We start from the raw sequence: 26,433 nt of genomic DNA, 5'->3' as shown, positions 1-26,433 counted from the left end.
GCATCAACTAATGGAGTTCTTCAAACATGTGCCTCATACATAGTGGCGCTTTCCTCACCGCCGCGGTCTGTCCAGAATCCAATGGGTTTCATGAGAGGCTTTTCCTTGTTATGCTGGCTCCATTAGATGCAATAGTTTCATAATTATGAAGGAGGATCTATTAATGCCTTTAGTATCCATGAAAGAAATGCTTGAAACAGCAAAAGCGGAAAGCTATGCTGTCGGCCAGTTTAACCTGAACAACCTGGAGTTTACCCAGGCGATTTTGCAGGCGGCGGAAGAAGAAAAATCACCAGTCATCTGCGGTGTTTCTGAAGGAGCAGCCCGTTACATGGGAGGCTTTAAGCCAGTAGTCGCTATGGTCGAAGCGCTGATGGAAGCATATAACGTTACTGTACCGGTGGCGATTCACCTTGACCACGGCTCGAGCTTTGAGAAATGTGTGGAAGCTATTCACGCAGGCTTTACGTCTGTTATGATTGACGGCTCCCATCACCCTCTTGCTGAAAATATCGCTGTTACGCAGCGTGTCGTAGACGTTGCCCATGCGGTAGGTGTTTCTGTGGAAGCAGAACTCGGCCGTGTAGGCGGACAGGAAGACGATTTAATTGTAGACGACGCCGAAGCAGCCTACGCGATCCCGGCAGAGTGTAAAGAGCTGGTGGACCAGACGAATATAGATTGTCTGGCAGCAGCGCTTGGCTCCGTGCACGGTCCGTATAAAGGCGAGCCGAACCTTGGCTTTGACCGCATGAAAGAAATCCAGGGGCTTGTTGACCTTCCGCTTGTGCTTCACGGCGGGACAGGCATTCCAACTGGTGATGTTCAAAAAGCGATCGGCTTTGGCCACGCAAAAATCAATGTAAACACGGAAAGCCAGATTTCATCTGCTTCAGCTGTGCGAAAGGTTCTGGCTGATCAGCCGGAGCAATATGATCCTCGTAAATATCTCGGTCCTGCACGCGAAGCTATTAAAGAGACCGTAAAAGGGAAAATGCGTGAATTTGGTTCTTCCAACCGCGCGTAATTCAAGGTGACGAAAGATGATGAAGAGTTAATGATGCGGTTCACAACACATCATTACTCTTCCTTTTCTCGTGAATAAGCAGGAGAGAGCCGGCGCGATGGTGCGCCAGTTTCACTATGAAAACAGTTTTTACTAGAGAAAATTAATTCAAAGTTAGGTGGGAGAAACGTGAAGTTTTTTATTGATACAGCGAATCTTGATCAAATTAAAGAAGCCAATGATCTTGGCATTCTTGCGGGGGTAACGACCAACCCGAGTCTAGTAGCTAAAGAAGGTATTGATTTTCACGAAAGACTTCGGGAAATTACGAATATCGTAGACGGATCCGTCAGTGCAGAAGTTATTTCTACCGAAGCAACAGGCATGATCACGGAAGGGCGCGACCTTGCAAAGATAGCTCCTAATATTACAGTAAAGGTTCCTATGACATTGGAAGGTTTGAAAGCGGTTAAGACATTCGCAGAAGAAGATATTAAAACGAATGTCACGCTCGTTTTCTCCAGTGTGCAGGCTCTTCTCGCTGCGCGGTCCGGTGCCACCTATGTATCTCCGTTTCTCGGGCGTCTTGATGATATCGGCCACAATGGCCTCGAATTGATCAGTGAAATTTCTGATATTTTTATCACCCATGATATTGATACGCAGATTATCGCAGCATCTGTCCGTCATCCTGTTCACGTATCGGAAGCGGCAATTCGCGGAGCTCATATTGCCACAATCCCTCATAAAATCATTTCTCAGCTAGTCACGCATCCTCTTACTGATCAAGGGATTGAGAAATTCTTGTCCGATTGGAACAACCGATAAGCGGGCAATCCTGGAAATTTTTTCAGGATGGATGGTCTCTTTTCCCCTGCGCTGCAGGCTGTGCAGCATCAGTCAGAGCCGGTATAAGGGCTGTTACCAGTCGTATATGGTTTCAGCTCCTGCTGCCAGCCGGGTTTTGGCAGCTGTGTGATTTTTTTCGAAGGAAGTTTCATTTTGTCGATTATTGGAAGAAGAGATTGTCCATAATGAAAAAAGATGGGGAGAGAGAAAGAAACAGATCAACTAGACTACCGATGAGGAAGTGAATCATTCATGCAAAAGTTGATGGTAAAAGGCGGATATCCTTTGACAGGTAGAGTACATATAAGCGGGGCTAAAAACAGTGCCGTCGCACTCATCCCTGCGGCCATTATGGCGGATTCTGCCGTATCAATCGACAATCTCCCGCAAATTTCTGACGTGGAGACGCTTGCATCGCTGCTCGAAGATATCGGGGCAAAAGTATCTCACGACGGTACAAGCATGACCGTTCATCCCCAGCATGTTATTCCTATGCCGCTGCCAAACGGAAGAGTAAAGAAACTGCGCGCTTCCTACTACATGATGGGAGCGATGCTCGGAAAATTCAAACGTGCCGCTATTGGACTTCCCGGCGGATGCAACCTTGGTCCACGGCCGATTGATCAGCATATTAAAGGCTTTGAAGCCCTCGGTGCGAAGGTGACGAATGAACACGGTGCTATTTATCTCCGTGCAGATCGCCTGAGAGGCGCCCGTATTTATCTTGACGTGGTCAGTGTCGGCGCGACGATTAATATTATGCTTGCGGCTGTGAAAGCTGAAGGCCGTACGATCATTGAAAACGCGGCGAAAGAGCCGGAGATCATTGATGTGGCAACCCTGTTAAGCAGCATGGGAGCTAACATAAAAGGGGCCGGAACCAATGTTATCCGGATCGAGGGCGTCGACAAGCTCCACGGCTGTGCGCACTCGATTATCCCGGACCGTATAGAAGCAGGGACCTACATGATTGCAGCAGCAGCAATGGGGCAGGAGGTTCTTATTAATAACGTAATTCCGGATCATCTGGAATCAATTACGGCGAAGCTCCGCGAAATGGGGGTCGAGATTGAAACCGGTGATGACCAGCTCCGCATCCGAACGTCGCCTGTCTTAAATAGTGTCGATATCAAAACACTTGTGCATCCAGGGTTTGCGACAGACCTGCAGCAGCCGATTACTGTTCTGCTTACGTCTGCCCAGGGCACCAGCATCGTGACTGACACAATTTACAACGCCCGTTTTAAGCATGTGGATGAACTGCGGCGCATGGGAGCGGACATTAAAGTGGAGGGACGATCGGCCCTCATCAATGGCAAAACGAGGCTTCAGGGAGCCAAGGTCAAAGCTAGTGACCTGCGTGCCGGTGCTGCGCTAGTAATTGCCGGATTGATGGCGGAAGGAATTACAGAGATTACCGGACTCGAGCATATTGACCGCGGCTATGAACATTTGGAAGAGAAATTGATTGCACTTGGCGCCAATGTCTGGAGAGAAACGCTGACGCCTGAAGAAACCGCCCAAGTTAAGAGCGGCTAGAAAAAAGCTTGATGGAGAGGGGAATGGAGATGGAAAGAAGTTTATCTATGGAATTGGTGCGTGTAACAGAGGCAGCAGCTTTATCCTCCGCGCGCTGGATGGGAAGAGGAAAAAAAGAAGAGGCAGATGACGCCGCCACCAGTGCAATGAGAGACGTGTTTGACACCATCCCGATGAAAGGCACCGTAGTGATCGGGGAAGGCGAAATGGACGAAGCCCCGATGCTTTATATTGGGGAAAAGCTCGGAAACGGCTATGGTCCGCGCGTGGATGTTGCTGTAGATCCGCTGGAGGGAACTAACATCGTAGCTGCCGGAATGTGGAACGCACTCGCTGTAATAGCGGTCGCTGACCACGGCAATTTACTGCACGCCCCTGACATGTATATGGACAAGATTGCTGTCGGACCGGAAGCGGTAGGGAAAGTGGATATTGATGCTCCTGTCATCGACAACCTGAAAGCAGTCGCACAGGCCAAGGGAAAAGATGTCGAGGATGTCGTTGTAACAATATTAAACCGCGAACGTCACAAAACGCTCATACAGGAAATCCGTGACGCCGGGGCCCGTATTAAGCTGATCGAAGACGGGGATGTTGCAGCGGCTATGAACACAGCTTTTGATGAAACCGGCATCGATATTCTTTTCGGGTCCGGAGGTGCTCCTGAAGGCGTGCTTGCCGCTGTTGGATTGAAATGCCTGGGCGGGGAGCTGCATGGGAAATTACTCCCGCAGAACGATGAAGAAATGAAGCGCTGCAAGAAGATGGGAATCGAGGATGTCAGCCGCGTGCTGTTTATGAACGATCTCGTCGGAGGCGAGGATGCCATTTTTGCGGCAACAGGTGTCACGGACGGCGAGCTTTTAAAAGGCGTCCACTATAAAGGTGTAAAAGCAACCACACAATCGATAGTTATGCGCGCTAAATCAGGAACGGTCCGGTTTGTGGACGGCTCTCACAATGTGAAAAAGAAACCAGACTTCGTTATACGACCTTAATATTTTTTCGCGATAACGTTTCTTAACGTTGCTGCCGAGGAAATTGAAGGGTTGCCCGCGGTAAAGAAAAACTTGGCTTGTCGCAAGGAAATGGCGAAAGCCCTAGCTTTTCTTATACTTTGCTCATTAAAAAAGATTTATCTCCAAAGTGCAAGCGAGTTTGCGCAGGGATGATCAACCGATGATCAACCTCTCTTATAAATACGACAGTTATGTTAATGTTCGTATCTTCTGTTGCGCAATTGACTTATGAAATATATTCAAGAGTAAAAAAAGCATAGAACCTGTCCTGTAGAGGGCAGCTTCTATGCTCTTCTACTTACCGGCATTTTCATGCCCAGAATGGCTATAATGTTCTTTTTACTCCCCCTGAATAAGACAGTATTCACCAATAATAATGCTTGCCACCGCAGGGACCTGACGTTTAAAATGGTAAGAAGACGGCTATAACGTGGAGAGAGTTTACTAAGGAAAGTTCAACTATTTAAGGATTGACCCGCTTCCCGCCCCCTTTGCTATATTCTGTTCTGAAGAATTTCTACCTTTCCACTCCAGCATCGTAATCCATCGCTCCCAAACATAAACATCCATGACGCGAGACGTCTGATGAATTAGTGGAAAATAAAGAAAAGTGGTGACGTTTTTTGAATGCAAATTTAAAAGAAATGGAAAATATGACGTTAAAGTCGCTTTATGCTCTGGCTAAAGAGTTTAAAGTCTCGTATTACAGCAAGCTGACAAAGCGTGAGCTGATGTTTGCTATTTTAAAAGCCCGCGCGGAAAAAGATGGATATACCTTTATGGAAGGTGTGCTGGAAATCATCCAATCGGAAGGCTACGGCTTTTTACGTCCGATTAATTATCTGCCAAGCTCCGAGGATATTTATATATCTGCCTCTCAGATCCGCCGCTTCGAGCTCCGAAACGGAGACAAAGTCTCAGGTAAGGTGCGTCCTCCGAAGGATTCTGAGCGTTATCACGGCCTGCTGATGGTGGAAGCGGTGAACGGCGAGGATCCGGAGACCTCAAAGGACCGCCCGCACTTTCCGGCGCTTACACCTTTATATCCTGAGCGTCGCATGACACTTGAAAATAAACCGGGGCGGACGAGCTCACGCATCATGGACCTTATCACTCCGGTCGGATTCGGGCAGCGAGGATTGATAGTGGCTCCGCCAAAAGCCGGGAAAACTTCGCTTTTAAAAGAAGTCGCAAACAGCATTACCGTCAACCATCCGGAGACAGAGCTGATCGTTCTGCTCGTCGACGAGCGTCCGGAGGAAGTCACAGATATCGAGCGTTCTGTTGACGGAGATGTGGCAAGCTCTACCTTTGATGAAGTGCCGGAAAATCATATTAAAGTAGCCGAACTCGTGCTTGAACGGGCCATGAGACTCGTAGAACATAAGAAGGACGTCGTAATTTTGATGGACAGCATCACCCGCCTCGCTCGTGCTTACAACCTTGTGATCCCGCCGAGCGGCAGAACACTTTCCGGTGGTATTGACCCGGCAGCTTTTCACCGTCCGAAACGGTTTTTCGGGGCAGCCCGAAACATTGAAGAAGGCGGCAGTCTCACGATTCTTGCCACCGCTCTCGTTGAAACCGGTTCACGGATGGACGATGTCATCTTTGAAGAATTCAAAGGAACGGGGAACATGGAGCTTCATCTCGACCGCCGTCTTTCAGAGCGCAGGATTTTCCCGCCGATCGATATCAGACGCTCCAGTACAAGAAAAGAAGAGCTTCTCGTTTCCAAGGAGCATCTGGAGAGTCTCTGGGCTATCCGTAAAACGATGAACGATTCGCCGGATTTCGTCGATCACTTTATCCGCCGTATCAAAAAGACGAAAACGAACGACGAATTTTTCGAAGAGCTTGAAAAGGATAAGCAGAATACGAGAGTTGCAGGGCGCCGCTGACGGTAAGGCTTTTTCAAGAAGTTGTTGAAAAAAAACGGCCGGCTTGATATAATCTCGTTATGTGTGAAAACAAACTCTGACTCAACAATATAGATTCAGGGCGGAAGGAGTGAAAATAATGAAACAAGAAATTCATCCAAATTATCAAAAGGTTGTATTCCAGGATACAAGCACTGGTTTTAAATTTCTAAGCGGTTCTACACGCGGTTCTTCTGAAAAAATCGAGTGGGAAGATGGAAAAGAATACCCGCTTCTCAAAGTGGAAATCAGCTCTGATTCTCATCCGTTCTATACTGGACGGCAGAAGCTTGCTGACGCTGGCGGACGTATCGATAAGTTTAAGAAGAAATACAACCTCAAATAAGGGGTATAATGAAAACAGGCAAGGGAACGCCGCTTGCCTGTTTTTTCTATCTACATAATCATAGGAAATGCAAAAAAGGTGGGGAAAAAGGATGTACACCGTGAGAAAAGAAGGCTGGATCGAGGTAATATGCGGCAGTATGTTCTCAGGAAAATCTGAGGAGCTGATCCGGCGCATCCGCCGCGCGGCTTACGGCAAGCTGAACGTCGTCGTATTTAAGCCGGCCCTTGATAATAGGTACAGTGAAGAAGAAATCGTCTCCCATAACGGCACAAAAGTATGGGCAAAATCGGTGTCCCGCTCCCTTGACATACTGGATGAACTTGAAGAAGGCGTGCAGATGGTTGCTGTGGATGAAGCCCAGTTTTTCGACAAGGACCTGACGACCGTCGCGCAAAGGCTGGCTGACAGCGGCATCCGCACTGTTCTCGCCGGGCTCGACCTTGATTTTCGCGGAGAACCTTTTACCCAGGTCCGCGATCTGCTCGATATTGCTGAGGATGTAACAAAGCTGCAGGCGGTCTGCCCGTGCTGCGGGTCTCCGGCCTCACGCACGCAGCGACTCATTGACGGGAAGCCGGCGCATTATAATGACGAGATTATTCTCGTAGGAGCCGATGAGGCGTATGAGCCCCGGTGCCGCCACTGTCACGAAGTCCCTGGCAGTCCCGAAGAAAATGTGGTGGACGCGTTCCATGAAACAGCAGTGAAACAAGACACGTAAGGAAGCTTCCAATAAGAATCCAGCATTTTTCTTTAAAATCGGGCACGCTCTTGTGATTCTGCTAAGCTTAATGAATATTTTTTTCCAAAGACCGTGGCTGCATGCTGCGGTCTTTCTTTCGTGGAACAGCAAATAGTCTTTCCTAATTTTGTTAATATGAAAGGGATGATGACTGAAATGTCACTTTTCCGGTAAACACAGCGTTACACTGTTTAGCTCAGCAAAAACGGAGGGACCAGCCATGAGTGATAATGAATTGGCTTCCCGTGCAAGGGACGGGGACGATGCAGCGTTTCAGGAGCTGATTGAAAGGCATTACCGCACGGTGCAGCGATTTGCCTTTCAAATCGGAGTGAAGCCGATGGACGTGGAAGATGTAACACAAGAAGTATTTTTAAAAGTGTACCGATCCATACACACCTTCGCCCGCGGCAAATTTACGACGTGGCTTTATTCTGTCACCTTAAATGCCGCCCGTGATATGGCACGCAAAGAAAAACGCCAGCAGCGTAATCTGCTGAAAATTCAAGAAGAGTCAGCCCATACCTCGTTTGCAGCGTTTGAATCAAATGAAGAGGCATGGGAGCTGCACGATATGATCACCGGTCTTAAAGAAAAATACCGTATCCCCATCATCCTCCATTATTTTCATGATTTATCTTACGCGGAAATCGGAGCTGTGCTGGGCTGTACGGAAGCAGCCGTAAAAACGAGAATGCTCCGGTCCAAAAAAAAGCTGAAGGACAGCTTAGAGAAAGTAGGTGTCGTACATGAGTAATTCGCTCGATGATCGTCTCAAACGGTTGAGAAAAGAATACGAAGAGCTGCCGGATGAAACATCGCCGGAGCGAATTTGGGAGCATGTGCAGAGCCCAAAGCGTAAGCGGCGCCGGTATTCTTATATAGGCTGGGTTTCCGGTACAGCAGCCGCTGCAGTCATTGGAGGGATTTTGTTTCTCAGCCAGCCGGCCATGTTCCCGGAGCAGGAGCAATCGGAAAGAGGTCCGAGTGATCAACAGGAAGCCGCCGAGCAGGAGCAGGCACCTGATGAAATTACTCCTTTTGCCGATGAGGGAGAAGATACTGACGAGCAGACGCCTCCGGAACAGGAGGAATCTACGAGAGCGCTGGAAAAAGAAATTACTTTTTCATTAGAAGGCTCAGAACAGACAGAGACATTTGTGCTCTTAGAAGAAGCAGGGTTTCCATTTACAACATATATCCCGCAGTATTTTCAAATCGAAACAGACTCCACCGAAGCCGGGGAAGCAATTCTCGTTTATGCAGCATTTGTAGAGGGCCAGGAGCTGCAGGAGGATCCGGCATGGACGTTCATCCTTAATCCTGCATCCGGGGAAGACGATACGACCCTTGAGGATGTGGCAGCCGATATACAGGATAGACAGGAAGAGGAAGGCTATACGCTCGATACGACCGAGGATCAGGAGAATCTTCAATCATCGGACTACCAGGCCATTTATAGGAACGAAGAAGGAGAAACAGAGGTCGTGGAGATCTTTGAACAGGACGGGACCTTTATTGAGTGGCATAAGCACCCTCAGGGCGAAATGGCAGAAGGCATTGGCGCGCGCGAGTCTGTCATATATGATGAATGGCAGTGGAAGTAAACGTTTGTTTAAAGAAAAAAAGGAAGCCTGGGCAGCACTCATTCTGCTCTACGGCTTCTTTTTTCATGTAAAAACTCTATTTCGCGCGGCGGATAGTCTGTTGAAGCGGATCCCAGACCCCGTTGTAAGGCGGGGCATATGACAGATCGAGGTCCTCAAAATCTGTAATGCTCATTCGGTGGAACAATGCGGTCGCAAGTACGTCTATGCGCTTGTCGGCCCCCGCTTCACCGATAACCTGACCGCCAATAATCATATCCGTATCGGTCCGGTAAATAATTTTCATGTGCAGCTTCTTTTTATTTTCAAAATAGCCGGCGATGTGGCTCGCTTCATGGGTGACGGTGCTGTAAGGAAAATTCATTGCGGCCGCTTCCATTTCTGATAATCCAGTGCGGGCGAGTGTGAGATCAAAAAATCTCAGAATCGCGGTACCGACGATCCCTTGAAATGCTTTGACGCCGCCGGCCATATTCACACCGGCAGCCCTGCCCTGTTTATTGGCATGCGTTCCGAGCGGCACATAATCATCCTTTTCCTTAATGCGATGATACTGAGTGGCGCAGTCGCCTGCAGCATAAATGTTTGTCACGTTTGATTCCAAATAATTGTTTACCCGAACCGCTCCATTATCGAACAGGTGGATCCCGGTGTCTTTTAAAAATTCCGTATTCGGGCGGATGCCGGTCGCGGCAATCACTGCATCGGTGGTATGACGTTTTTTATCGGTAACGACAGCTTCTACCCGCTCTGTGCCTTCGATAAGCTCGACCTGCTCTTCGTAGCAGATCTCGATGCCGTGCTTCTCCGCTTCCGCTTGAATGAGTTCACCCATATCTTTATCGAACATTTTGGCGAGGCGGTTGTTTCGTTCAATCATGCGGACATGAATTCCTTTTTCCACCAGGTTCTCGGCAAGCTCGAGTCCGATGTAGCCGCCTCCAATAATAGTGACGTCTTTTTTGCCGTGCAGATCGTCCATGATATTTTCAAGGTCCGGAATGGTTTTCAGCGTATGTACACCGCTTAGATCTCGACCGGGCCAAGATGGAAGAAACGGAGCACCGCCGGTCGCAATGAGCAGCTTATCGTAGGAAATCTCGAAGGCTTTATTGTCGCGCAGATTCATTCCGCGGACGAGCTGTGCCTCCGGGTCAACGCTCGCAGCCTCATGATAAACACGCGCATCAATGCCGTATTTTTCACGAAAGGTTTTCACGTCCCTGGCAATCAGGTCCTCCGTGCTTTTTACAGCCCCGCTGATAATGTATGGAAGGCCGCATTGAGCATAAGAGTAAATATTTCCCATTTCAAGTGTTGTAACCTGGGCCTTTTTATCATTTCGAACAATCTGCATCGCAGCGCTCATTCCTGCGGCGTCGCCGCCAATAATAAGATAATGCATGTTTTGACCTCCTTAGAAGAATAGAAAAAATACGAAAGTGACGCACTTTGACGGTAGGTATACGTTATACTATAATTAGAATGTTATGCAACTCATAAAGAGGTGAACGCTTGTGTTAGACCGTTTACAATCGGTGGAGGATCGGTATGAACAGCTGAACGGGCTGTTAAGCGATCCGGATGTTATTAATGATTCCAAAAAGCTGCGGGACTACTCAAAGGAACAAGCTAATATTGAAGAAACCGTACAAACATACCGCACGTACAAAGAAGTAACGGAGCAGCTGGCCGATGCGAAATCGATGCTCGATGACAATCTCGATGATGAGATGCACGAGATGGTGAAAGCAGAAATCGAAGAGCTTTCCGAAAAAAAAGAATCGCTCGAGGAACAGCTGAAGATTCTCCTCCTTCCAAAGGATCCGAATGACGATAAGAACGTGATCGTAGAGATTCGCGGAGCAGCAGGTGGAGACGAGGCCGCTCTGTTTGCAGGCGATCTCTTTAAGATGTATTCCCGTTATGCTGAAAAAAATGGCTGGAAACCCGAAATTATTGAATCCAGTCCGACAGAGCTTGGCGGATTTAAGGAAATTATTTTCATGATCAACGGCTCCGGCGCATTTTCTAAAATGAAATACGAAAACGGAGCGCACCGGGTCCAGCGGGTACCGAGTACAGAATCCGGAGGACGCATTCACACCTCAACCGCGACAGTGGCTGTTCTCGCGGAAGCGGAGGAAGTGGAAGTCGATGTACATGAAAAAGATATCCGCGTCGACACGTTTGCCTCCAGCGGCCCCGGCGGCCAGAGCGTCAACACAACAATGTCAGCTGTGCGGCTGACTCATGAGCCGACCGGTATCGTCGTGTCGTGCCAGGATGAAAAATCACAGATCAAAAATAAGGATAAAGCTATGAAGGTGCTGCGCGCCCGCATTTATGATAAGTTCCAGCAGGAAGCGCAGGCTGAATATGCGGAAAACCGAAAATCAGCTGTAGGAACGGGGGACCGCTCGGAGCGGATCCGCACGTACAACTTTCCACAGAGCCGTGTCACCGATCACCGCATTGGACTGACGCTGCAGAAGCTTGATCAAATTCTGCAGGGGGAGCTGGATACGATCATAGAATCCTTGATTGTCGAAGAACAGGCAGAAATGATGGAGAGAGCAGGAGAGGCGTAATGAAGCCAGCTTTCGTTTTCGAAGCCCTGAACTGGGCTTCTTCTTTTTTAATAGATAAAAAACGAGAACCCCGCGCAGCCGATTTAATGATGCGCCATCTTCTCGGATTAAGCTGGACAGATTTTTACCTGGCCCGGCGTGATCCGCTTGCAGAGGAGGTGTGGACGCTTTTTGAAAGGGCGATTATCGAGCATGGAGAGGGCCGCCCGATTCAGCATATAATTGGGGCAGAAGAGTTTTTCGGACGACGCTTTGACGTCCATGAAGGCGTCTTGATTCCTCGTCAGGAAACGGAAGAATTGGTGCACGGTGTTCTGCAGTGGATGAATAAGCGCGTGAGACGCAGAGCACGAATTGCCGATATCGGAACGGGCAGTGGAGCCATCGCAATCACCCTCGCCCTGGAAGCTCCCGGTTCTCATGTAACAGCAGTCGACGTCGAGAAAGAAGCTCTTCGGACTGCCGCTTCCAATGCTGAAAAACTCGGCGCTGCTGTCACGATGCTTCACGGGAATTTAACAAAGCCGCTGCTGCAGACAGAAACCCGCTACGATGTTATCGTTTCGAATCCTCCGTACATTCCGGAAAAAGACTGGCAAACGCTTGATACTCTCGTAAAGGATCATGAGCCAAAACGTGCACTCGTAGGTGGAAACGACGACGGTTTAGCGTGTTACCGGCAAATGGCGGAAGACCTTCCTGAACTTTTAAAGAAAAAAGGGCTCGCAGCATTTGAGGTCGGCGCAGGGCAGGGGAAAGATGTAGCTGCTATCCTCGCGGAGCACCTTTCCGGGGCAGCCATAGAAGTGAAGCTTGATATAAATGGGAAAGACAGAATGGTATTTTGCGAACGCGGATGGTGAAAGTTGTCGAGCGGTTTTTCGTTTAAAGAAGATGGGGTCCGTCCACACTGAGTGGTGAAAGGGCGGTGCCATTATCATGCGAAGCAAAGCACTTATATATGTTATTTTTCTTGTACTTATCTCCTGGCTTCATATGGAACAGCAGCAGAACGCGGCCGCATCCTCGGGAATAGCTGAGGTGATCCCGGAGGAAGCCGTGCGGCTGAGGATTCTTGCACACGATGACTCTCCGGCAGAACAGCTCATCAAACGGGAGGTCCGTGATGAGGTGAACGCCGAAATCCGCACGATTGTCAGTGACTTATCCACAAAAGAAGAAGCGAGGGCGCGCATTGCAGCTCACGTGCCGGAGCTCGAGCGCATTACCGCTTCCGTGCTCCAGAAGAATAATGCTTCACATTCCTTTACCATCCAACTAAAAGAAAACGTAGAATTTCCAACGCGTGTGTATGGACCGCTCGTATACCCGGCAGGCACGTATGAAGCGCTCGTTGTTACGATCGGCGAAGGCGAAGGAGAAAATTGGTGGTGCGTGTTATTTCCGCCGTTATGTTTTATTCCGGCAGACGAAAAAGCAGAAGCAGAGGAAGAATCTGTGGATAATAACAGCGATACTGTGGATAAAGATAGCGCATATACTTTTTTCGTTGTGGAGAAGTGGAAAGAATGGTTCGGAAATTAATAATTTTCATTAATTTATAGGTGCTTTTTTCAGTCGTTACAAATGGTTATCCACAGTTATTTCCATCTTAGTGGATAACTTTTTATTTGCCCGGAAACCTATGAAATTCGTATAATATGTAAGGGTAATCGAGTGGTTTCAGGAGGAGAAAATAATGAGTTATAAACATACAAAACGATGGTCTGTGGATAACAATGACCCATTATTAAAGGTACACCCCGTCATTACAGAGGCAGGGGTGTGGATAAGTGACGGAGAGGTGGTAGCTTTCCCGACAGAAACGGTATACGGGCTTGGCGGAAATGCCTGCAGCGACAAGGCAATCGAACGAATATTTGCTGCAAAAGGACGACCGGTGGATAACCCGTTAATTGTCCACATCAGCACCGTCAGTCAATTAGAAGAGCTTTCAGAAAATGTCCCTGACCTCGCAAAAAAACTCGCCGGGGCTTTTTGGCCTGGGCCGCTGACTTTAATCGTCCCCAAAAAGGACAATCTTTCTGAAAAAGTATCAGCCGGCCTTTCCACGATTGCGGTACGAATGCCGGATCATCCTGTGGCTCTTGCCTTAATAGAAGCGGCGGGCGTGCCGATCGCCGCACCGAGTGCGAATCAATCTGGAAAGCCAAGTCCTACAAGAGCAGAGCATGTCATGCATGACCTCAATGGTAAAATCGCCGGTGTCATAGACAGCGGGACGTCCGGCTACGGCCTGGAATCGACCGTGGTTGACTGCAGCAGCGGAGACAAGGTCTGGATTTTACGACCGGGCGGCGTCACGAAAGAGCAGCTTGAAACGATCGCAGGGAAAGGGAATGTGGAAACGGCTGCAGTGAAAAAAGCAGAAACACCGAAAGCTCCTGGCATGAAATACCGCCATTACGCCCCGGAGGCACCACTTGTGCTTATTGAAAATGGCATTGCAGAATTGAAAAGCCTGGCAAGGCAACACCAGGAAAAAGGGGACCATGTCGCTGTGCTTACTACTGATAAACACCAGTACGCATTGAACGGCAGCGCGGACACCGTTATTTCGCTCGGCTCCTGCACCGATCTGATCACGGTCGCTTCCGGACTTTACGAATCGCTCCGTCTCGCTGATGAAAGCGGAGCCGATGTGATTTTGTGTGAAACCTTTTCCCGACGCGGCATTGGCGAAGCCATTATGAACAGACTGGAAAAAGCAGCATCCGGCCGCTGAATGATATATGAAAGCAGAGCTGTACGGCGGCTCTGCTTTTTCTACTTCCTTCCGCCGGTCAAGACTGCTCCCCGCCTCCGGAGGAATGGAAATAGTCCATAAACAGCCTGGCAATGGCGATAATCAGGAGGGCGGCTACCGCTCCAGCCATCACAAAGCTGGAGATAAACACCCAGCCGATTCCATCCCAGCCGCCCACTATCTGACTGTAGATAAGCAGAGCGGTTCCAATCAAAATAAAGCCGCCGGCAGGAAGATACAAGTAATATTTTTTCTGAAAAGATGTAAATAAATAATAGGCAGACAAACACGACAGCAAGAAAGATGCAAATCCAGCGAACAGCATTGGGCCATATCCTTCCATGACAGCTCCCTCCTTAATTTTTTTCAAAAAATGTAACACGATTTAAATAAAATTTCGTCGATGGCGGTGTAAGGTGACAACTCTGAGTCGATGAAAAACGGCCGCGTTGTTACGGTACAAGGTCGCCGCCGGTTCTCCGGACACTGGTGAGAATGGCAGAAGCCCTGCAGGCAGCTGTTGATAGAAACATATGAAATCCATAAGATAACAAACCGCGAATGTTCCTATACTCCTCCGCATAAAGTTAAAAAGCATGTCCGAAAGGAGGAGACGGATGGGCGGCTGGATTATTTTGAGCACAATGGCACTTGCTCTTAGCATGGATGCATTTTCAATGTCACTGGCTGTTGCGATGAAAGGAGCACGGGTAAGATATGTCCGGACAGCCTGTGTTGTCGGCCTGTTTCACATGCTGATGCCCTGCATCGGCTTATATGGCGGACGTTGGATCGCGTCCTCCTACGAAAAACTCGCGCTGTTTGCCGGGGGCACACTGCTATTGCTCGTAGGACTGCAAATGGTGTGGGCCGGACTCAGCAAAGACGAGAACGCAGAGGTGGCAATCATCCCAAGAGGTGCAGGGCTCTATTTATTCGCACTGCTCGTCAGTATCGACAGCTTTTCCATCGGCATCACCCTTGGAATTCTGCAGGCAGGCCTTTTAAAAGTGCTCCTCGTTTTCGGTCTCGTGAGCGCATTTTTCACATGGTTCGGGTTAAAAGTAGGGAGCCGCTTTCAATCAATATTCGGCCGGTACAGCGAAATGCTTGGCGGCGTTATATTACTTTGTTTCGGAATCCGGCTTATGTTATAACCCCGGATGTGCAGCAGGCAGCACATTCTTTTTGCTGCGGCAGCACTTTTGTAGTATTCCCCATTCTTCATGAGATTCGTCCATTGCTTCGTGTCACGCAGCAAATTATTTCTCTTGAAATTACCAAGTTTTCCCCAGCGCTCGTGATGGTGTTTCCCCGGAACAGCAAGTGATTTCCCTCGAACTCATCTTGTTTCTCCGCAGTCATAGGCTTTTCCACCGCACCAATCCGATTTCCCCCTCCAGCCAGCGTTTTCCCCTTTTCAGCTTGCATTTCCCGGCTACGCGTCCTCTTTTCCCGCTTCGCTTACGTCGTTTCCAGCGCTCGTGATGGTGTTTCCCCGGAACAGCAAGTGATTTCCCTCGAACTCATCTTGTTTCTCCGCAGTCATAGGCTTTTCCACCGCACCAATCCGATTTCCCCCTCCAGCCAGCGTTTTCCCCTTTTCAGCTTGCATTTCCCGTCTACGCGTCCTCTTTTCCCGCTTCGCTTACGTCGTTTCCACCGCTCGTGATGGTCTTTCCCCGGATCAGCAAGTGATTTCCCTCGAACTCATCTTGTTTCCTCGCAGCCATAGCCTTTTCCACCGCACTGATCCGATTTCCCCCTCCAGCCAGCGTTTTCCCCTTTTCAGCTTGCATTTCCCGTCTACGGGCTCCTTTCCCGCTTCGCTCACACCGTTTCCACCGCAGACACTTGTTGTCCACCACGCCAATCCAAGTCCAGAAAATTACGCAGATCACTGACACCCTAAAAACAGCCCTTTTTCCTTTTTTCCTACTCCACCCTCTGTGATAAAATAAACATAATTTCAAATTCCAAAAAAAGGTGAATCCAATGAAAAATATATTGTTTGTGTGTACAGGCAACACGTGCCGAAGTCCGCTTGCAGAGGCTATGCTGAAGGAAAAAGCAGCTGGAGAGCTTGAGGTCCGTTCCGCCGGAATTCATGCAGCTCCCGGTATGCAGGCCTCAGCCCACACTGTGAAAGTACTGGAAGAACGGAGCATTCCGCTTCATCATTTTTCCCGCCCCCTCACACAGGAGCTCATCGACTGGGCAGATCTTGTTCTGACAATGACAAAAAGTCATCACAATGTGGCTGTTCAACAGTACCCCGCCGCTGCCGATAAAATATTTACCATCAATGAATTTGCAGACATTCCAGGAGACATTCAGGACCCGATCGGAGGCTCGATCGATATGTACAGAACGACAGCCGAAGAAATTGAACGGGCAATAGAAGTCCTATTGGAAAATGTGAGAAAAGCATAATGACCAGGGGGCGGTATGTATGAGAGACAGTATTGCTGAGGAAACGTCAGCTGGATCTTGAAGTTACCTCTTCTTTCGAATCTCAGGCGACCAATATTAAAAAAAGTGCGGCGGTTGCGCATGAATTATTGGAGCAGGCGGAACAATTAAAGACGACGATAGATAAATTTACAACTTGACGAGAACATGAGAACATAGAAAGTAGAGAGGAGGCGATGATCATGAAACTGGCGATAGGTTCTGATCATGGCGGCTACAGCCTGAAAAAAGAGATAATCAAAGTACTCGATGAGCTTCAGGTCAGCTACGAAGATGTAGGCTGTGACTGTGAAACGTCCGTCGACTACCCGGATTATGCACTGCCGGTAGCCGAGAAAGTAACATCTGGAGAAGTGGATCGAGGAATTCTCATCTGCGGCACAGGAATCGGCATGTCAATTACGGCCAATAAAATAAAAGGAATCCGCTGTGCGCTCGTGCACGACGTATTCAGCGCCAAAGCGACCCGCGCACACAACGACAGCAATATACTAGCGATGGGTGAACGTGTCGTCGGCCCGGGACTTGCGGGCGAAATCGTCAAAGCCTGGCTCGATACCGATTTTGAAGGCGGCCGTCATGCAGACAGAATTGGCAAAATCGCAGACATTGAAGAAAAAGAATTAACTGCTGAAAGCTGATAAGAGGGGACTGGAGCTGGAAAATTCCCAGCCGCCAGACCCTTTCTTTTTATAAATTAAAGCTCCGGCTCTCGTCTTTTGAACGTGACGGAAGGCAACGGTTTTTCTTTAAAAATAAATCAGGGTGTGAGGTGAGTTTGCATGCAAGAGCAAAAAAACTGGCAGACCTCGCTGCGAACGTGCCTGGAAGCTTTACGAAAAGCGGCTCCCTTGGACCAGCGCCATCTGCTGGTCGTCGGAGCAAGTACGAGTGAAGTCGTCGGAAAAAAAATCGGCACGACTGGCTCCGCAGACGCAGCGGCCGCGTTGTTTGAGGAACTGCAGGTCTTTTCAAAAGAAACCGGCGTCAGCCTTGCCTTTCAAGGCTGTGAGCATATTAACCGCGCTCTCGTTATAGACCGGAAAACCGCCGAGAAAAAAGGGCTGGCAGAGGTGAGTGTCATTCCTCATGGAAAAGCAGGAGGCGCGATGGTGACGCATGCTTATCATCATTTAGAGGACCCGGTCATCGTGGAGCATGTACAGGCGGATGCCGGTATTGATATCGGTGACACGTTTATTGGCATGCATCTAAAGCATGTGGCGGTACCGGTCCGCTGTGAGGTCACCTCCATCGGAGAAGCACATGTGACAATGGCCAGAACACGGCCGAAACTGATCGGCGGAGAACGAGCGACTTACTCCTAAAACTTAATAATTTTTATTTTTTTTCAATTAAAATACGGAATTGAACTGATTAATCATGTTACAATGTTTTTTGTAATGAAAATCAGAGAATAATAACGAACAATTAACAATTAGAGTTATAAGGGAGAAAGGGGTACAACAGATTAATGGAAACAATTAGAAAGCAGGATCCAGAAGTATTTGAAGCCCTCCAAAAGGAACTCGGACGCCAGCGCGACAAAATTGAATTAATCGCATCGGAAAACTTTGTCAGCCAGGCTGTCATGGAAGCCCAGGGCAGTGTGCTGACAAACAAATACGCAGAAGGATATCCAGGACGCCGGTATTACGGCGGCTGTGAATATGTTGATATTGCGGAGGATCTCGCCCGCGACCGTGCGAAGAAAATCTTTGGTGCCGAGCATGTAAACGTTCAGCCGCACTCCGGAGCCCAGGCTAATATGGCCGTCTATTTTACCGCACTTGAGCATGGCGACACGGTACTCGGCATGAACCTTTCACACGGCGGGCATCTGACGCACGGCAGCCCGGTCAACTTCAGCGGGGTGCAGTATAACTTTGTGGAATATGGAGTGACAAAAGACAATCAAACGATTGATTATGAAGAAGTACGCAAGGCTGCCAAAGAACACCAGCCAAAAATGATTGTCGCCGGCGCAAGCGCTTATCCACGAGAAATAGACTTTAAGAAATTCCGTGAAATCGCTGATGAAGTCGGCGCTTACCTGATGGTCGACATGGCTCATATCGCAGGCCTTATTGCCGCAGGTCTTCATCAAAACCCGGTTCCACACGCTCATTTTGTTACAACAACCACGCATAAAACACTGCGCGGACCGCGCGGCGGAATGGTGCTTTGTGAAGAGCAGTTCGGAAAAAAGATCGACAAATCAGTATTTCCCGGCCTGCAGGGCGGACCGCTTATGCACGTGATTGCAGCAAAAGCCGTCTCTTTCGGAGAAGTGCTGCAGGATGACTTCAAAACGTATTCCCAAAACATTATTGATAATGCTAAACGCCTCGGCGAAAAGCTGAACAGCGAAGGCATCGACCTCATTTCCGGCGGCACCGACAACCATCTGCTTCTGCTTGATCTGCAAAGCCTTGGTATTACCGGAAAAATTGCCGAGAAAGCGCTCGATGAAGTCGGCTTGACGACAAATAAAAACGCCATTCCTTTTGACCCGGAAAGTCCATTTGTCACCAGTGGTATCCGTATCGGAACTGCCGCTGTCACCTCGCGCGGCTTCGGTCTCGAAGAAATGGACGAGGTAGGCGCCATCATGGCTCTGACCCTCAAAAACCACGACGACGAAACGAAATGTAAGGAAGCGGCGGAGCGCGTCGATGCTCTCACCAGCAAATTCCCGATGTACACGTACCTTTAATAGAAGTACTGCCTGCCAAGGATTCCTTGGCAGGTTTTTTCATGGTTCTGGTGTGGCGCTGCGGTGGAAAAGGGTATGGCAGCGTGGAAATCGCACAAGAGCGAGGGAAATCACTTGCTGATCCGGGGAAAGACCATCGGGAGCGGTGGAAACGGTGTAAGCGAAGCGTGAAAAGAAGTCCGTATCCGAGAAAAGCAAGCTGAAAAGGGGAAAACGCCGAGCGGTGGAGGAAATCGGATCAGTGCGGTGGAAAAGACTATGGCTGCGGGGAAACTAGGTAAGTTCAAGGGAAATGACTTGCTGATGCGTGGAAAATCCATCGGCAGCTCCTATCTTAAATTGTCGAAATCATTTCTCTTTTTACAGAGACTTGAAGGGAAATTCGTTTTTCTGTAGAATTTCAAAAGAATGAGCCTGTTCGTTCGACAAAACGGTAGAGAAAGCAGCAAAATGCCTCACACACCGCCCGGCAGCTTCAGCGCTGGTGTTTTCACAAACATAACTTCCCGGCAGTCTTGCCGGATAAAAGGAGAAGATTCATTCATGGGGAAAATACACGTTTTAGATCATCCGCTGATTCAGCATAAGCTTACATTTATCCGCGACGTTTCCACTGGGACAAAGGAGTTTCGTGAGCTTGTTGATGAAGTATCTACGCTGATGGCTTTTGAAATCACGCGCAACCTTCAGCTGCAGGAGGTTACCGTTGAAACTCCGGTCGGGCCGGCCAAATCGAATACGCTTGCCGGCAAAAAACTTGGCATTGTTCCGATTCTCCGCGCCGGGCTTGGCATGGCAGACGGCATCCTTAAGCTGATTCCCGCTGCAAAAGTAGGTCACGTCGGTTTATACCGTGATCCGGAAACATTAAAGCCGGTGGAATATTACGTTAAGCTTCCAAGTGATGTGGAAGAGCGCGAGTTTATAGTGGTGGACCCGATGCTTGCGACAGGAGGTTCAGCGGTTGATGCGATCAACAGCTTGAAAATCCGCGGTGCCACGAACATTAAGCTGATGTGTTTAATCGCCGCTCCGGAGGGAGTAGAGGTAGTGCAGGAAGCACATCCTGACGTGGACCTTTATTTAGCGGCCATGGATGAAAAACTCAATGAAAAAGGCTACATTGTCCCGGGCCTCGGCGATGCCGGCGACCGACTTTTCGGCACAAAATAACGAGAGACAAAACCCATTGTGATCATTTAGATTACACTGGGTTTTTTTACCCTTTCTGGTCCCAAATACTTTACATCGCCAAATTTTCATGCTTTATATCGAGCACCACCCGGCGTGCAGCCGTCATGTATCGATCCATTTTCAGTTTGTTGACACAAAGACTGCATATTTTTTCATTCTCCTGCCACCCTAAAGGACAGAAGAATAAGTTCGTGCCGGGACAGGAGGATGTATAAAGTGGCTGACAGATCTGCAATAAAAGCGATAATACTATTTATTTTTTGTTTTATTTTCATGGGTACCACGTTTGTCCCGGATACTGCAGCGGCAGCCGGCCAAAGCGAGCCAGCGGAAACGGTTATTCTGGCGCTCGAAAGCGGGACAACGATTGCTGAAGCCGAGAAACGCATTGCCGACCAGGTTCCGCAGGCGCTGGTTACGGAGAGGTACAGCGAGGCTTTTCACGGCCTTGCGGTGGAAGCCACAAGCAGCCAGATTGAAGAAATTCGCAGGATTGATGGAATCAGCCGCGCCGATGCAGCGGTTTCCTATCCACCCGCCTTAAATGAAAGTGTCCCATTTATCGGTGCCGAATCGATCCGCGGCCAGCTCGATGAGAATGGCGTCCAGCTGACCGGCGAAGGAATAAAGGTGGGGATTATTGATACAGGCATTGATTATAATCACCCGGATCTCGCAGATAATTTTAAGGGCGGCTATGATTTTGTCGACCGTGATGATGATCCAATGGAAGGCAAGGATAAAAATGGAAAAGATACGATGCACGGCACGCATGTCGCTGGCATAATCGCAGCAAACGGAAATGTAAGAGGCGTAGCTCCGGAAGCGGAGATTTATATGTATCGAGCGCTCGGACCAGTCGGGCAGGGCTCGACAGAGCAGATTCTGGCTGCGATTGAAAAGGCAATGGAAGATGAGGTCGATGTCTTGAATTTGTCACTTGGCAGCCCGGTAAACGGACCGGACTGGCCGACGAGTGAAGCGCTCGACCGAGCGGCAGAGAAAGGCATTATTGCAGTTACCTCAAGCGGCAACAGCGGCCCGTCGATGTGGAGTGTCGGGTCGCCGGGAACCTCGAAAAGTGCGATTTCCGTCGGAGCATCCATCCCGCCGTTAAAGATGCCCGTGCTTTCTCTCTTAGGAGAAGAAGAGCTCGCAATCCCGCTCCAGCCGTTTCAGGGAACGATGCCGTGGACGTTTCGACGTGATCTGCCTCTGGTCCATGGAGGCCTGGGGATGGAAAAAGACTTAAAAAATGCACGTAACAAAGCAGTACTCGTGGAACGAGGAGGAATTCCGCTTGCTCAAAAGATCGTCAATGCCCGCAAGGCAGGAGCAGCAGCGATTATCATATATAACAACGTATCCGGTACGTTTATGGCAGGAACAGAGGAAAGACAGCCGATTCCTGCTGTCACCATTGACCGCGAAGATGGAGAAAAGCTCCTTGAAGCGATTAATAAGCACGAATCCGATGATGCGCCGGCTGTGTTAAAGACAGTCTTAAAAGAAGAAACGGACCATATGGCCTTTTTCAGCTCTCGCGGCCCGGTGACCTCCTCCTGGGACATAAAACCGGATGTCGTCGCACCCGGTGTAGAGATTGACAGTACTGTTCCGCACGGGTACCTTGCATTGAACGGCACAAGCATGGCAGCTCCCCACGTTGCTGGCGCCGCTGCATTAATCAAGCAGGCCCATCCGAACTGGAAGCCAGAACAGGTGAAAGCGGCGATTATGAACACAGCCGTTTCCTTAACCGATCCCAACGGCAATGCCTACCCGCCATTCGTGCAGGGGGCGGGGCGCGTCAATATGCAAAAGGCACTCCGTACCGACACCTTAGTTGCTCCCGGTGCGCTGTCCTTCGGGGTATGGGGCGAGGGGGATGACAGAGACGTCCACACCAAGAAGCTTGTCATTGAAAACCATTCTGATGAAGAAAAAACGTATCAGCTTGAAGCAGCGAATGGGGAAACGATCGGGATGGAATGGAAGTTTCCGGAAAGCATAAAGGTTCCGCCCGGCGAAGCCAGGACTGTCCGTGCCAGTCTCCAAATTCAGCCGGGAGCGGTGGAATTTGGACAGCTCGACGGACTCCTGGTCGTAAAAGGCGGGAACGAGACGATCAAAATACCATACCTGTTATTTATCAATGAGCCGGATTACCCACGGATCGGCGCCTTTGAGCTGCATCCGTCCGGAAAACCCGATGAATTTCTATACGAAGCGTACATTCCAGGAGGCGCAGAAGAGTTCGAAATCGCGCTTTACAATCCTGATACGTATCAGTTTGAAGGGATTCTGGATACGCAGAAGAACCTCGAGGCGGGGCTGGTGGAAAGTAAAATTTCGCTGAAGGGCTCCCCTATAAAAGAAGGAAAATACAGGGCCGTTATTTATGTGAAATCCGGAGATAAAGAAGAAACGATCGAAACCTTTATCAATCTCGATGAAGCAGTAATCGCGCCGTCCCTTGGAGAAAAAAGATAATGTGATAAAAGCCGCCGGAACATATGTTTTCGGCGGCTGAATTCCTTCCTGTGAAAAAAAACAAGAACATCCTCTCATGATAAAAGTGTCACGTAATGTCCACATTTCAAAAAAACGTCAAAAATCCCTACGCATCAAGGAATTTTTATAGTCTATCTCATTGACATACAGTGGACCCTATTGTACGATTAGAAAGGTATATGACAGGGTTTACATATTAATATGAGGTTTTTGCTCAGAGAGCTACTGAGAACACCTTTCCGCGGTGGATCAAACTACTTCACAAGCTTATCTTCGCAGTATTTTTTCAATTTGTGCCACAGCTTTTATAAACCCTTTCTGATTATACTGCCAGACTACATGCCAAAATGGAGGCGGACATGACTGATAAGAAACAACCGCCTAAAGCGTTTCGTTCAATGGCGCTCACTTCGATGGTGCTCTCCTATCTCGTAGGACCGCTGCTCGTAGGTATTTTTGCCGGAAGGTGGATCGACGGTTACGCTGGTACTGAGCCATTATTTTTGATTGTCGGTGTTCTTCTTGGACTTGCGGCCGGAGTGTACGGACTAGTCCGTCTGATGGAAAAAATAGGAGACGATCATGAATGAACGTATTTGCAGGCAGCATCATGCGTTTTGTTCAGCTGACCATGTATGTATTGGCGCTGTATGTTTTAGGATGGGGATTCCTGCCTTATCCAGAAGTATTCTTAAGTCTGGGAACAGGCTGCATCATCGGACTTTATAATGTATGGAGCATGTACCGGGACGTAAGAAATGTCGGAGCGGCGGCTGAGGAAAATAAACGGACCTTCTCCTTTGGAATGGTCTCCCGACTTGCAGCAGGGGCACTCGCTGCCATCCTTCTCATTCGGTTTCCCGATTATTTTCATATTATCGGACTTGTAGCCGGACTCATGACTCCGTATGCCATCATTTTTTTCTACTCCCTCTGGTCGGGAAAAGGAAACAGACCAAATTAGATTATAAGAAAAGGGGTGAATAACTCGTGGATCATGAGGCACCGATAGTCTACGATCTATTTGGAATTACAGGCTTCCACCTGAACCTCTCCAACGTCATTATGCTGTCAGTTGCAGCTTTTATCGTATTTTTAATCGGATTCTTCAGCGCCCGTAACCTGCGCATGAAGCCGACAGGCATGCAGAATTTCTTCGAATGGATTATTGATTTCATCAAAAATACGATCAGCAGTGCGATGGATTGGAAAACAGGGGAACGATTTTTTGGACTGGGAATTACAATTTTCCTATTAATATTAGTATCTAACCTGCTTGGAATTCCATTTATGATCATCAATCACGAAACACACGAAGTATGGTGGAAATCGCCGACAGCAGATCCAGTCATTACGATGACATTCGCCGTGATGGTCATTGTTCTTTCCCACTATTACGGGATTAAAATTAAAGGTTTCAAAAAGTACGGAAAATCCTACTTTGAACCAGTTCCTTTCTTATTTCCACTTAACATTTTAGAAGAATTTGCGAACACATTAACGCTTGGAATGCGGCTTTTCGGTAACCTTTATGCGAAGGAAATCCTGCTGACCCTCCTGGCCAGTGCCGGGGGAGCAAGTCTGCTCGGGGCATTCGCAGCAGGGCTGCCGATGATAGCATGGCAGGCATTTGGACTATTTATTGCAGGTATCCAGGCATTTATCTTCTTAATGCTGACAATGGTTTACCTGGCACACAAAGTAGCAGACGAACATTAGAATTTAATAATCGGACAAGCAGGCAGAATAAGCCGGTCCACTATTTAACTATATTAAGGGAGGATTTTTTAAATGGGAGTATTAGCAGCCGCAATCGCAGCAGGACTTGCTGCAGTAGGAGCAGGTATTGGTAACGCATTGATCGTAAAAGGGACACTTGAAGGGGTTGCCCGTCAGCCGGAACTTAAATCTACATTACAGACACTTATGTTTATCGGTATCGCACTAGTTGAGGCCCTTCCGATCATCGCGGTCGTTATTGCATTTATTGTTATGGGTCAGTAGAGAGCCGTTTGAAGACATCAAGTACCAAAAATGGCGGAGTCAAGTCCTTATAAGCTTCGCCATTCCTTTTGTATAACAGCCGAAAGGAGTGAATTCCGTGCCAGAAGTAATTTACTGGGGAGATGTATTTTTCTCGATTGGGATGTTCATTATATTGCTTTTGATCCTCCGCAAATTTGCGTGGGGACCAATGATGAACATGATGAAAGAAAGAGAAGAGCATATTGCCAAAGAAGTTGACACAGCTGAAAAGAACCGCCAGGATGCGGAGAAATATTTAGAAGAACAGCGCCTCGAAGTCCAGAACGCCCGTGATGAAGCACAATCCATCATCGAGACGGCCCGGAAAACAAGCGAAAGACAGGGCGCAGAGATTACAGCCCAATCGCGTGCAGAAGCGAAGCGCATCCAGGAAAGTGCTGTTGCTGAAATAGAACGCGAAAAAGAACAGGCAGTAGCCGAACTGCGTGAGCAGGTTGCCTCGCTTTCCGTTATGGTTGCCACGAAGATTATTGAAAAAGAACTAGATGAAAAAGAACAGGAAAAGCTGATTGAAGAATATATCAAAGAGGCAGGCGTCAAGCTATGAGCAGCTCCGTAGCAGCTAACCGGTATGCCGTTGCTCTTTTTGAACTTGCAAAGGAAAAAGGAGTTCTCGACACTACCCGCGCAGAACTTGAAGCCGTAAAGCAGATTTTTCAGGAAGACGACCAGCTCAACCGGGTCCTCTACCATCCGAACGTTTCTCCAGAAAAAAAGCAGGAGTTGCTGCGCACCGCATTTTCTTCACTGAGTGATATTGTGGTGCACACACTGCTGCTTCTTCAAGAGAAAAAAAGACTCAATGCCGTCGTTCAGACTGCAGAAGCATTTATAGATCTTGTTGATGAAGAACAAAAGCGGGGCTACGCTGTCGTAACGAGTGTAAAACCACTTACGGATAACGAACGGGCCTTGATTTCTGAAAAATTCGCTCAAAGAGCAGGCAAAGCCACTCTGCACATTGAGAACATTATAGATCGTGACTTGATCGGCGGACTAAGAATCCGTATTGGCGACACTATTTACGACGGCAGTGTGAAAAGCCAGCTGAACCGTCTTGAACATCAAATGATTTCTGGTAAACGATAGAAGTTAGGGGTGAA

32 protein-coding genes are annotated in these 26,433 nt (G+C 48.6%); 28 read left to right on the top strand and 4 right to left on the bottom strand.

The genetic code is table 11. The annotated features are described in order from the left end of the window. Nucleotides 1-163: 163 nt before the first annotated feature. The 9 genes from fba to ACE4RR_RS12975 all read left to right on the top strand — a co-directional run bounded on the left by fba (nt 164) and on the right by ACE4RR_RS12975 (nt 9,030). Nucleotides 164-1,027: a class II fructose-1,6-bisphosphate aldolase gene (gene fba, locus ACE4RR_RS13015; protein WP_375535857.1), complete on the top strand. Its 864-nt coding sequence runs from the start codon at nt 164-166 to the stop codon at nt 1,025-1,027. A gap of 168 nt (nt 1,028-1,195) precedes the next feature. Further along, nucleotides 1,196-1,834: a fructose-6-phosphate aldolase gene (fsa, locus tag ACE4RR_RS13010; protein ID WP_375535856.1), complete on the top strand. Its 639-nt coding sequence runs from the start codon at nt 1,196-1,198 to the stop codon at nt 1,832-1,834. 273 nt (nt 1,835-2,107) lie between these two features. Then, complete coding sequence (locus ACE4RR_RS13005) at nt 2,108-3,394, top strand: UDP-N-acetylglucosamine 1-carboxyvinyltransferase (RefSeq protein ID WP_375535855.1); 1,287 nt, start codon at nt 2,108-2,110, stop codon at nt 3,392-3,394. A 29-nt stretch (nt 3,395-3,423) separates the two neighbouring features. After that, nucleotides 3,424-4,392, top strand: coding sequence for a class II fructose-bisphosphatase (gene glpX / locus ACE4RR_RS13000; protein WP_375535854.1), 969 nt, complete (start codon nt 3,424-3,426; stop codon nt 4,390-4,392). 665 nt (nt 4,393-5,057) lie between these two features. Then, nucleotides 5,058-6,314, top strand: coding sequence for a transcription termination factor Rho (gene rho, locus ACE4RR_RS12995; protein WP_375535869.1), 1,257 nt, complete (start codon nt 5,058-5,060; stop codon nt 6,312-6,314). A gap of 118 nt (nt 6,315-6,432) precedes the next feature. Next, on the top strand, nt 6,433-6,678 hold the full coding sequence (locus tag ACE4RR_RS12990) for a type B 50S ribosomal protein L31 (RefSeq protein WP_375535853.1): 246 nt from the start codon (nt 6,433-6,435) through the stop codon (nt 6,676-6,678). Between the two features lie 91 nt (nt 6,679-6,769). Then, a complete protein-coding gene (locus tag ACE4RR_RS12985) occupies nt 6,770-7,402 on the top strand; it encodes a thymidine kinase (RefSeq protein WP_375535852.1) in 633 nt (210 codons plus the stop codon). 241 nt (nt 7,403-7,643) lie between these two features. Beyond that, a complete protein-coding gene (locus ACE4RR_RS12980; RefSeq protein ID WP_375535851.1) occupies nt 7,644-8,180 on the top strand; it encodes an RNA polymerase sigma factor in 537 nt (178 codons plus the stop codon). Then, nucleotides 8,173-9,030 (top strand): hypothetical protein, encoded by an 858-nt coding sequence (locus ACE4RR_RS12975; RefSeq protein ID WP_375535850.1) that lies wholly within the window; start codon nt 8,173-8,175, stop codon nt 9,028-9,030. Before ACE4RR_RS12980 ends, ACE4RR_RS12975 begins: the two co-directional genes overlap by 8 nt. 76 nt (nt 9,031-9,106) lie before the next feature. Here the strand turns inward: ACE4RR_RS12975 and ACE4RR_RS12970 are convergent, their stop codons facing one another. Next, nucleotides 9,107-10,435, bottom strand: coding sequence for an FAD-dependent oxidoreductase (locus ACE4RR_RS12970; RefSeq protein ID WP_375535849.1), 1,329 nt, complete (start codon nt 10,433-10,435; stop codon nt 9,107-9,109). Between the two features lie 112 nt (nt 10,436-10,547). On the opposite strand from ACE4RR_RS12970, the gene prfA reads away from it, so the two are divergent. From prfA to ACE4RR_RS12950, 4 genes are all read left to right on the top strand, one after another. Beyond that, complete coding sequence (gene prfA / locus ACE4RR_RS12965; protein WP_375535848.1) at nt 10,548-11,621, top strand: peptide chain release factor 1; 1,074 nt, start codon at nt 10,548-10,550, stop codon at nt 11,619-11,621. Further along, entirely contained in the window at nt 11,621-12,484 is an 864-nt protein-coding gene (gene prmC / locus ACE4RR_RS12960; protein WP_375535847.1) for a peptide chain release factor N(5)-glutamine methyltransferase, read from the top strand. The genes prfA and prmC overlap by 1 nt, the downstream gene beginning before the upstream one ends. A gap of 76 nt (nt 12,485-12,560) precedes the next feature. Next, entirely contained in the window at nt 12,561-13,166 is a 606-nt protein-coding gene (gene spoIIR, locus ACE4RR_RS12955) for a stage II sporulation protein R (protein WP_375535846.1), read from the top strand. 154 nt (nt 13,167-13,320) lie between these two features. Then, complete coding sequence (locus tag ACE4RR_RS12950) at nt 13,321-14,367, top strand: L-threonylcarbamoyladenylate synthase (protein ID WP_375535845.1); 1,047 nt, start codon at nt 13,321-13,323, stop codon at nt 14,365-14,367. 58 nt (nt 14,368-14,425) lie between these two features. Here ACE4RR_RS12950 and ACE4RR_RS12945 read toward each other — a convergent pair whose 3' ends face one another. Next, nucleotides 14,426-14,731: a YesK family protein gene (locus ACE4RR_RS12945; protein ID WP_375535844.1), complete on the bottom strand. Its 306-nt coding sequence runs from the start codon at nt 14,729-14,731 to the stop codon at nt 14,426-14,428. A 274-nt stretch (nt 14,732-15,005) separates the two neighbouring features. Between ACE4RR_RS12945 and ACE4RR_RS12940 the strand changes: the two genes are divergently transcribed. Then, nucleotides 15,006-15,545 carry a manganese efflux pump MntP gene (locus ACE4RR_RS12940; protein ID WP_375535843.1) on the top strand — a complete coding sequence of 180 codons (540 nt, stop codon included), beginning with the start codon at nt 15,006-15,008 and terminating at the stop codon, nt 15,543-15,545. Nucleotides 15,546-15,826: 281 nt separating this feature from the next. Here ACE4RR_RS12940 and ACE4RR_RS12935 read toward each other — a convergent pair whose 3' ends face one another. Continuing rightward, a complete protein-coding gene (locus ACE4RR_RS12935) occupies nt 15,827-16,003 on the bottom strand; it encodes a hypothetical protein (RefSeq protein WP_375535842.1) in 177 nt (58 codons plus the stop codon). A gap of 7 nt (nt 16,004-16,010) precedes the next feature. Then, complete coding sequence (locus tag ACE4RR_RS12930) at nt 16,011-16,187, bottom strand: hypothetical protein (RefSeq protein ID WP_375535841.1); 177 nt, start codon at nt 16,185-16,187, stop codon at nt 16,011-16,013. A gap of 196 nt (nt 16,188-16,383) precedes the next feature. Here ACE4RR_RS12930 and ACE4RR_RS12925 point away from each other — a divergent pair, with 196 nt between their 5' ends. From ACE4RR_RS12925 to ACE4RR_RS12860, 14 genes are all read left to right on the top strand, one after another. Next, complete coding sequence (locus ACE4RR_RS12925; protein WP_375535840.1) at nt 16,384-16,821, top strand: low molecular weight protein arginine phosphatase; 438 nt, start codon at nt 16,384-16,386, stop codon at nt 16,819-16,821. A 32-nt stretch (nt 16,822-16,853) separates the two neighbouring features. Beyond that, entirely contained in the window at nt 16,854-17,000 is a 147-nt protein-coding gene (locus tag ACE4RR_RS12920; RefSeq protein ID WP_375535839.1) for a hypothetical protein, read from the top strand. Nucleotides 17,001-17,042: 42 nt separating this feature from the next. Further along, the gene (gene rpiB / locus ACE4RR_RS12915; RefSeq protein ID WP_375535838.1) at nt 17,043-17,501 is read left to right on the top strand and encodes a ribose 5-phosphate isomerase B; all 459 of its coding nucleotides are present in this window, start codon (nt 17,043-17,045) and stop codon (nt 17,499-17,501) included. Between the two features lie 141 nt (nt 17,502-17,642). Continuing rightward, the gene (locus ACE4RR_RS12910) at nt 17,643-18,188 is read left to right on the top strand and encodes a TIGR01440 family protein (protein WP_375535837.1); all 546 of its coding nucleotides are present in this window, start codon (nt 17,643-17,645) and stop codon (nt 18,186-18,188) included. 146 nt (nt 18,189-18,334) lie between these two features. Next, nucleotides 18,335-19,576 carry a serine hydroxymethyltransferase gene (glyA, locus tag ACE4RR_RS12905; RefSeq protein WP_375535836.1) on the top strand — a complete coding sequence of 414 codons (1,242 nt, stop codon included), beginning with the start codon at nt 18,335-18,337 and terminating at the stop codon, nt 19,574-19,576. A 41-nt stretch (nt 19,577-19,617) separates the two neighbouring features. Continuing rightward, nucleotides 19,618-19,779, top strand: a complete 162-nt coding sequence (locus tag ACE4RR_RS12900) for a hypothetical protein (protein WP_375535835.1) — start codon at nt 19,618-19,620, stop codon at nt 19,777-19,779. A 340-nt stretch (nt 19,780-20,119) separates the two neighbouring features. Continuing rightward, on the top strand, nt 20,120-20,749 hold the full coding sequence (gene upp / locus ACE4RR_RS12895; RefSeq protein ID WP_375535834.1) for a uracil phosphoribosyltransferase: 630 nt from the start codon (nt 20,120-20,122) through the stop codon (nt 20,747-20,749). Nucleotides 20,750-20,986: 237 nt separating this feature from the next. Beyond that, nucleotides 20,987-23,263: a S8 family serine peptidase gene (locus ACE4RR_RS12890; protein WP_375535833.1), complete on the top strand. Its 2,277-nt coding sequence runs from the start codon at nt 20,987-20,989 to the stop codon at nt 23,261-23,263. Nucleotides 23,264-23,643: 380 nt separating this feature from the next. Then, entirely contained in the window at nt 23,644-23,874 is a 231-nt protein-coding gene (locus ACE4RR_RS12885; protein WP_375535832.1) for an AtpZ/AtpI family protein, read from the top strand. Next, the gene (locus ACE4RR_RS12880; protein ID WP_375535831.1) at nt 23,871-24,248 is read left to right on the top strand and encodes an ATP synthase subunit I; all 378 of its coding nucleotides are present in this window, start codon (nt 23,871-23,873) and stop codon (nt 24,246-24,248) included. Before ACE4RR_RS12885 ends, ACE4RR_RS12880 begins: the two co-directional genes overlap by 4 nt. A gap of 26 nt (nt 24,249-24,274) precedes the next feature. Continuing rightward, complete coding sequence (atpB, locus tag ACE4RR_RS12875) at nt 24,275-25,003, top strand: F0F1 ATP synthase subunit A (RefSeq protein ID WP_375535830.1); 729 nt, start codon at nt 24,275-24,277, stop codon at nt 25,001-25,003. A 72-nt stretch (nt 25,004-25,075) separates the two neighbouring features. Then, nucleotides 25,076-25,288, top strand: a complete 213-nt coding sequence (gene atpE / locus ACE4RR_RS12870) for a F0F1 ATP synthase subunit C (protein ID WP_375535829.1) — start codon at nt 25,076-25,078, stop codon at nt 25,286-25,288. A 142-nt stretch (nt 25,289-25,430) separates the two neighbouring features. Beyond that, the gene (gene atpF, locus ACE4RR_RS12865) at nt 25,431-25,877 is read left to right on the top strand and encodes a F0F1 ATP synthase subunit B (RefSeq protein ID WP_375535868.1); all 447 of its coding nucleotides are present in this window, start codon (nt 25,431-25,433) and stop codon (nt 25,875-25,877) included. Next, complete coding sequence (locus ACE4RR_RS12860; RefSeq protein ID WP_375535828.1) at nt 25,874-26,419, top strand: F0F1 ATP synthase subunit delta; 546 nt, start codon at nt 25,874-25,876, stop codon at nt 26,417-26,419. Before atpF ends, ACE4RR_RS12860 begins: the two co-directional genes overlap by 4 nt. Nucleotides 26,420-26,433 lie beyond the last annotated feature (14 nt).

Origin of the sequence: Alteribacillus sp. HJP-4 (assembly GCF_042139015.1) — a bacterium.
GTDB lineage: Bacteria > Bacillota > Bacilli > Bacillales > Marinococcaceae > JBHIKY01.
Note: the sequence above shows the minus strand (reverse complement) of the source record. Positions and strands in the feature narration are given on the sequence as shown.

Bases quoted from the DNA above. Each gene is read 5' to 3' on its own strand.
- rpiB (WP_375535838.1), top strand. From the start codon at position 17,043: ATGAAACTGGCGATAGGTTCTGATCATGGCGGCTACAGCCTGAAAAAA.
- atpE (WP_375535829.1), top strand. From the start codon at position 25,076: ATGGGAGTATTAGCAGCCGCAATCGCAGCAGGACTTGCTGCAGTAGGA.
- ACE4RR_RS12940 (WP_375535843.1), top strand. From the start codon at position 15,006: ATGGGCGGCTGGATTATTTTGAGCACAATGGCACTTGCTCTTAGCATG.
- ACE4RR_RS12945 (WP_375535844.1), bottom strand. From the start codon at position 14,731: ATGGAAGGATATGGCCCAATGCTGTTCGCTGGATTTGCATCTTTCTTG.
- rho (WP_375535869.1), top strand. From the start codon at position 5,058: ATGGAAAATATGACGTTAAAGTCGCTTTATGCTCTGGCTAAAGAGTTT.
- ACE4RR_RS12885 (WP_375535832.1), top strand. From the start codon at position 23,644: ATGACTGATAAGAAACAACCGCCTAAAGCGTTTCGTTCAATGGCGCTC.
- ACE4RR_RS12990 (WP_375535853.1), top strand. From the start codon at position 6,433: ATGAAACAAGAAATTCATCCAAATTATCAAAAGGTTGTATTCCAGGAT.
- ACE4RR_RS12930 (WP_375535841.1), bottom strand. From the start codon at position 16,187: ATGCAAGCTGAAAAGGGGAAAACGCTGGCTGGAGGGGGAAATCGGATC.
- glyA (WP_375535836.1), top strand. From the start codon at position 18,335: ATGGAAACAATTAGAAAGCAGGATCCAGAAGTATTTGAAGCCCTCCAA.
- ACE4RR_RS12950 (WP_375535845.1), top strand. From the start codon at position 13,321: ATGAGTTATAAACATACAAAACGATGGTCTGTGGATAACAATGACCCA.
- ACE4RR_RS12900 (WP_375535835.1), top strand. From the start codon at position 19,618: ATGGTTCTGGTGTGGCGCTGCGGTGGAAAAGGGTATGGCAGCGTGGAA.
- glpX (WP_375535854.1), top strand. From the start codon at position 3,424: ATGGAAAGAAGTTTATCTATGGAATTGGTGCGTGTAACAGAGGCAGCA.
- ACE4RR_RS12970 (WP_375535849.1), bottom strand. From the start codon at position 10,435: ATGCATTATCTTATTATTGGCGGCGACGCCGCAGGAATGAGCGCTGCG.
- ACE4RR_RS12880 (WP_375535831.1), top strand. From the start codon at position 23,871: ATGAACGTATTTGCAGGCAGCATCATGCGTTTTGTTCAGCTGACCATG.
- spoIIR (WP_375535846.1), top strand. From the start codon at position 12,561: ATGCGAAGCAAAGCACTTATATATGTTATTTTTCTTGTACTTATCTCC.
- ACE4RR_RS12980 (WP_375535851.1), top strand. From the start codon at position 7,644: ATGAGTGATAATGAATTGGCTTCCCGTGCAAGGGACGGGGACGATGCA.
- ACE4RR_RS12985 (WP_375535852.1), top strand. From the start codon at position 6,770: ATGTACACCGTGAGAAAAGAAGGCTGGATCGAGGTAATATGCGGCAGT.
- upp (WP_375535834.1), top strand. From the start codon at position 20,120: ATGGGGAAAATACACGTTTTAGATCATCCGCTGATTCAGCATAAGCTT.
- ACE4RR_RS12910 (WP_375535837.1), top strand. From the start codon at position 17,643: ATGCAAGAGCAAAAAAACTGGCAGACCTCGCTGCGAACGTGCCTGGAA.
- prmC (WP_375535847.1), top strand. From the start codon at position 11,621: ATGAAGCCAGCTTTCGTTTTCGAAGCCCTGAACTGGGCTTCTTCTTTT.
- ACE4RR_RS12925 (WP_375535840.1), top strand. From the start codon at position 16,384: ATGAAAAATATATTGTTTGTGTGTACAGGCAACACGTGCCGAAGTCCG.
- ACE4RR_RS12975 (WP_375535850.1), top strand. From the start codon at position 8,173: ATGAGTAATTCGCTCGATGATCGTCTCAAACGGTTGAGAAAAGAATAC.
- fba (WP_375535857.1), top strand. From the start codon at position 164: ATGCCTTTAGTATCCATGAAAGAAATGCTTGAAACAGCAAAAGCGGAA.
- ACE4RR_RS12860 (WP_375535828.1), top strand. From the start codon at position 25,874: ATGAGCAGCTCCGTAGCAGCTAACCGGTATGCCGTTGCTCTTTTTGAA.
- ACE4RR_RS13005 (WP_375535855.1), top strand. From the start codon at position 2,108: ATGCAAAAGTTGATGGTAAAAGGCGGATATCCTTTGACAGGTAGAGTA.
- atpF (WP_375535868.1), top strand. From the start codon at position 25,431: ATGTTCATTATATTGCTTTTGATCCTCCGCAAATTTGCGTGGGGACCA.
- ACE4RR_RS12935 (WP_375535842.1), bottom strand. From the start codon at position 16,003: ATGCAAGCTGAAAAGGGGAAAACGCTGGCTGGAGGGGGAAATCGGATT.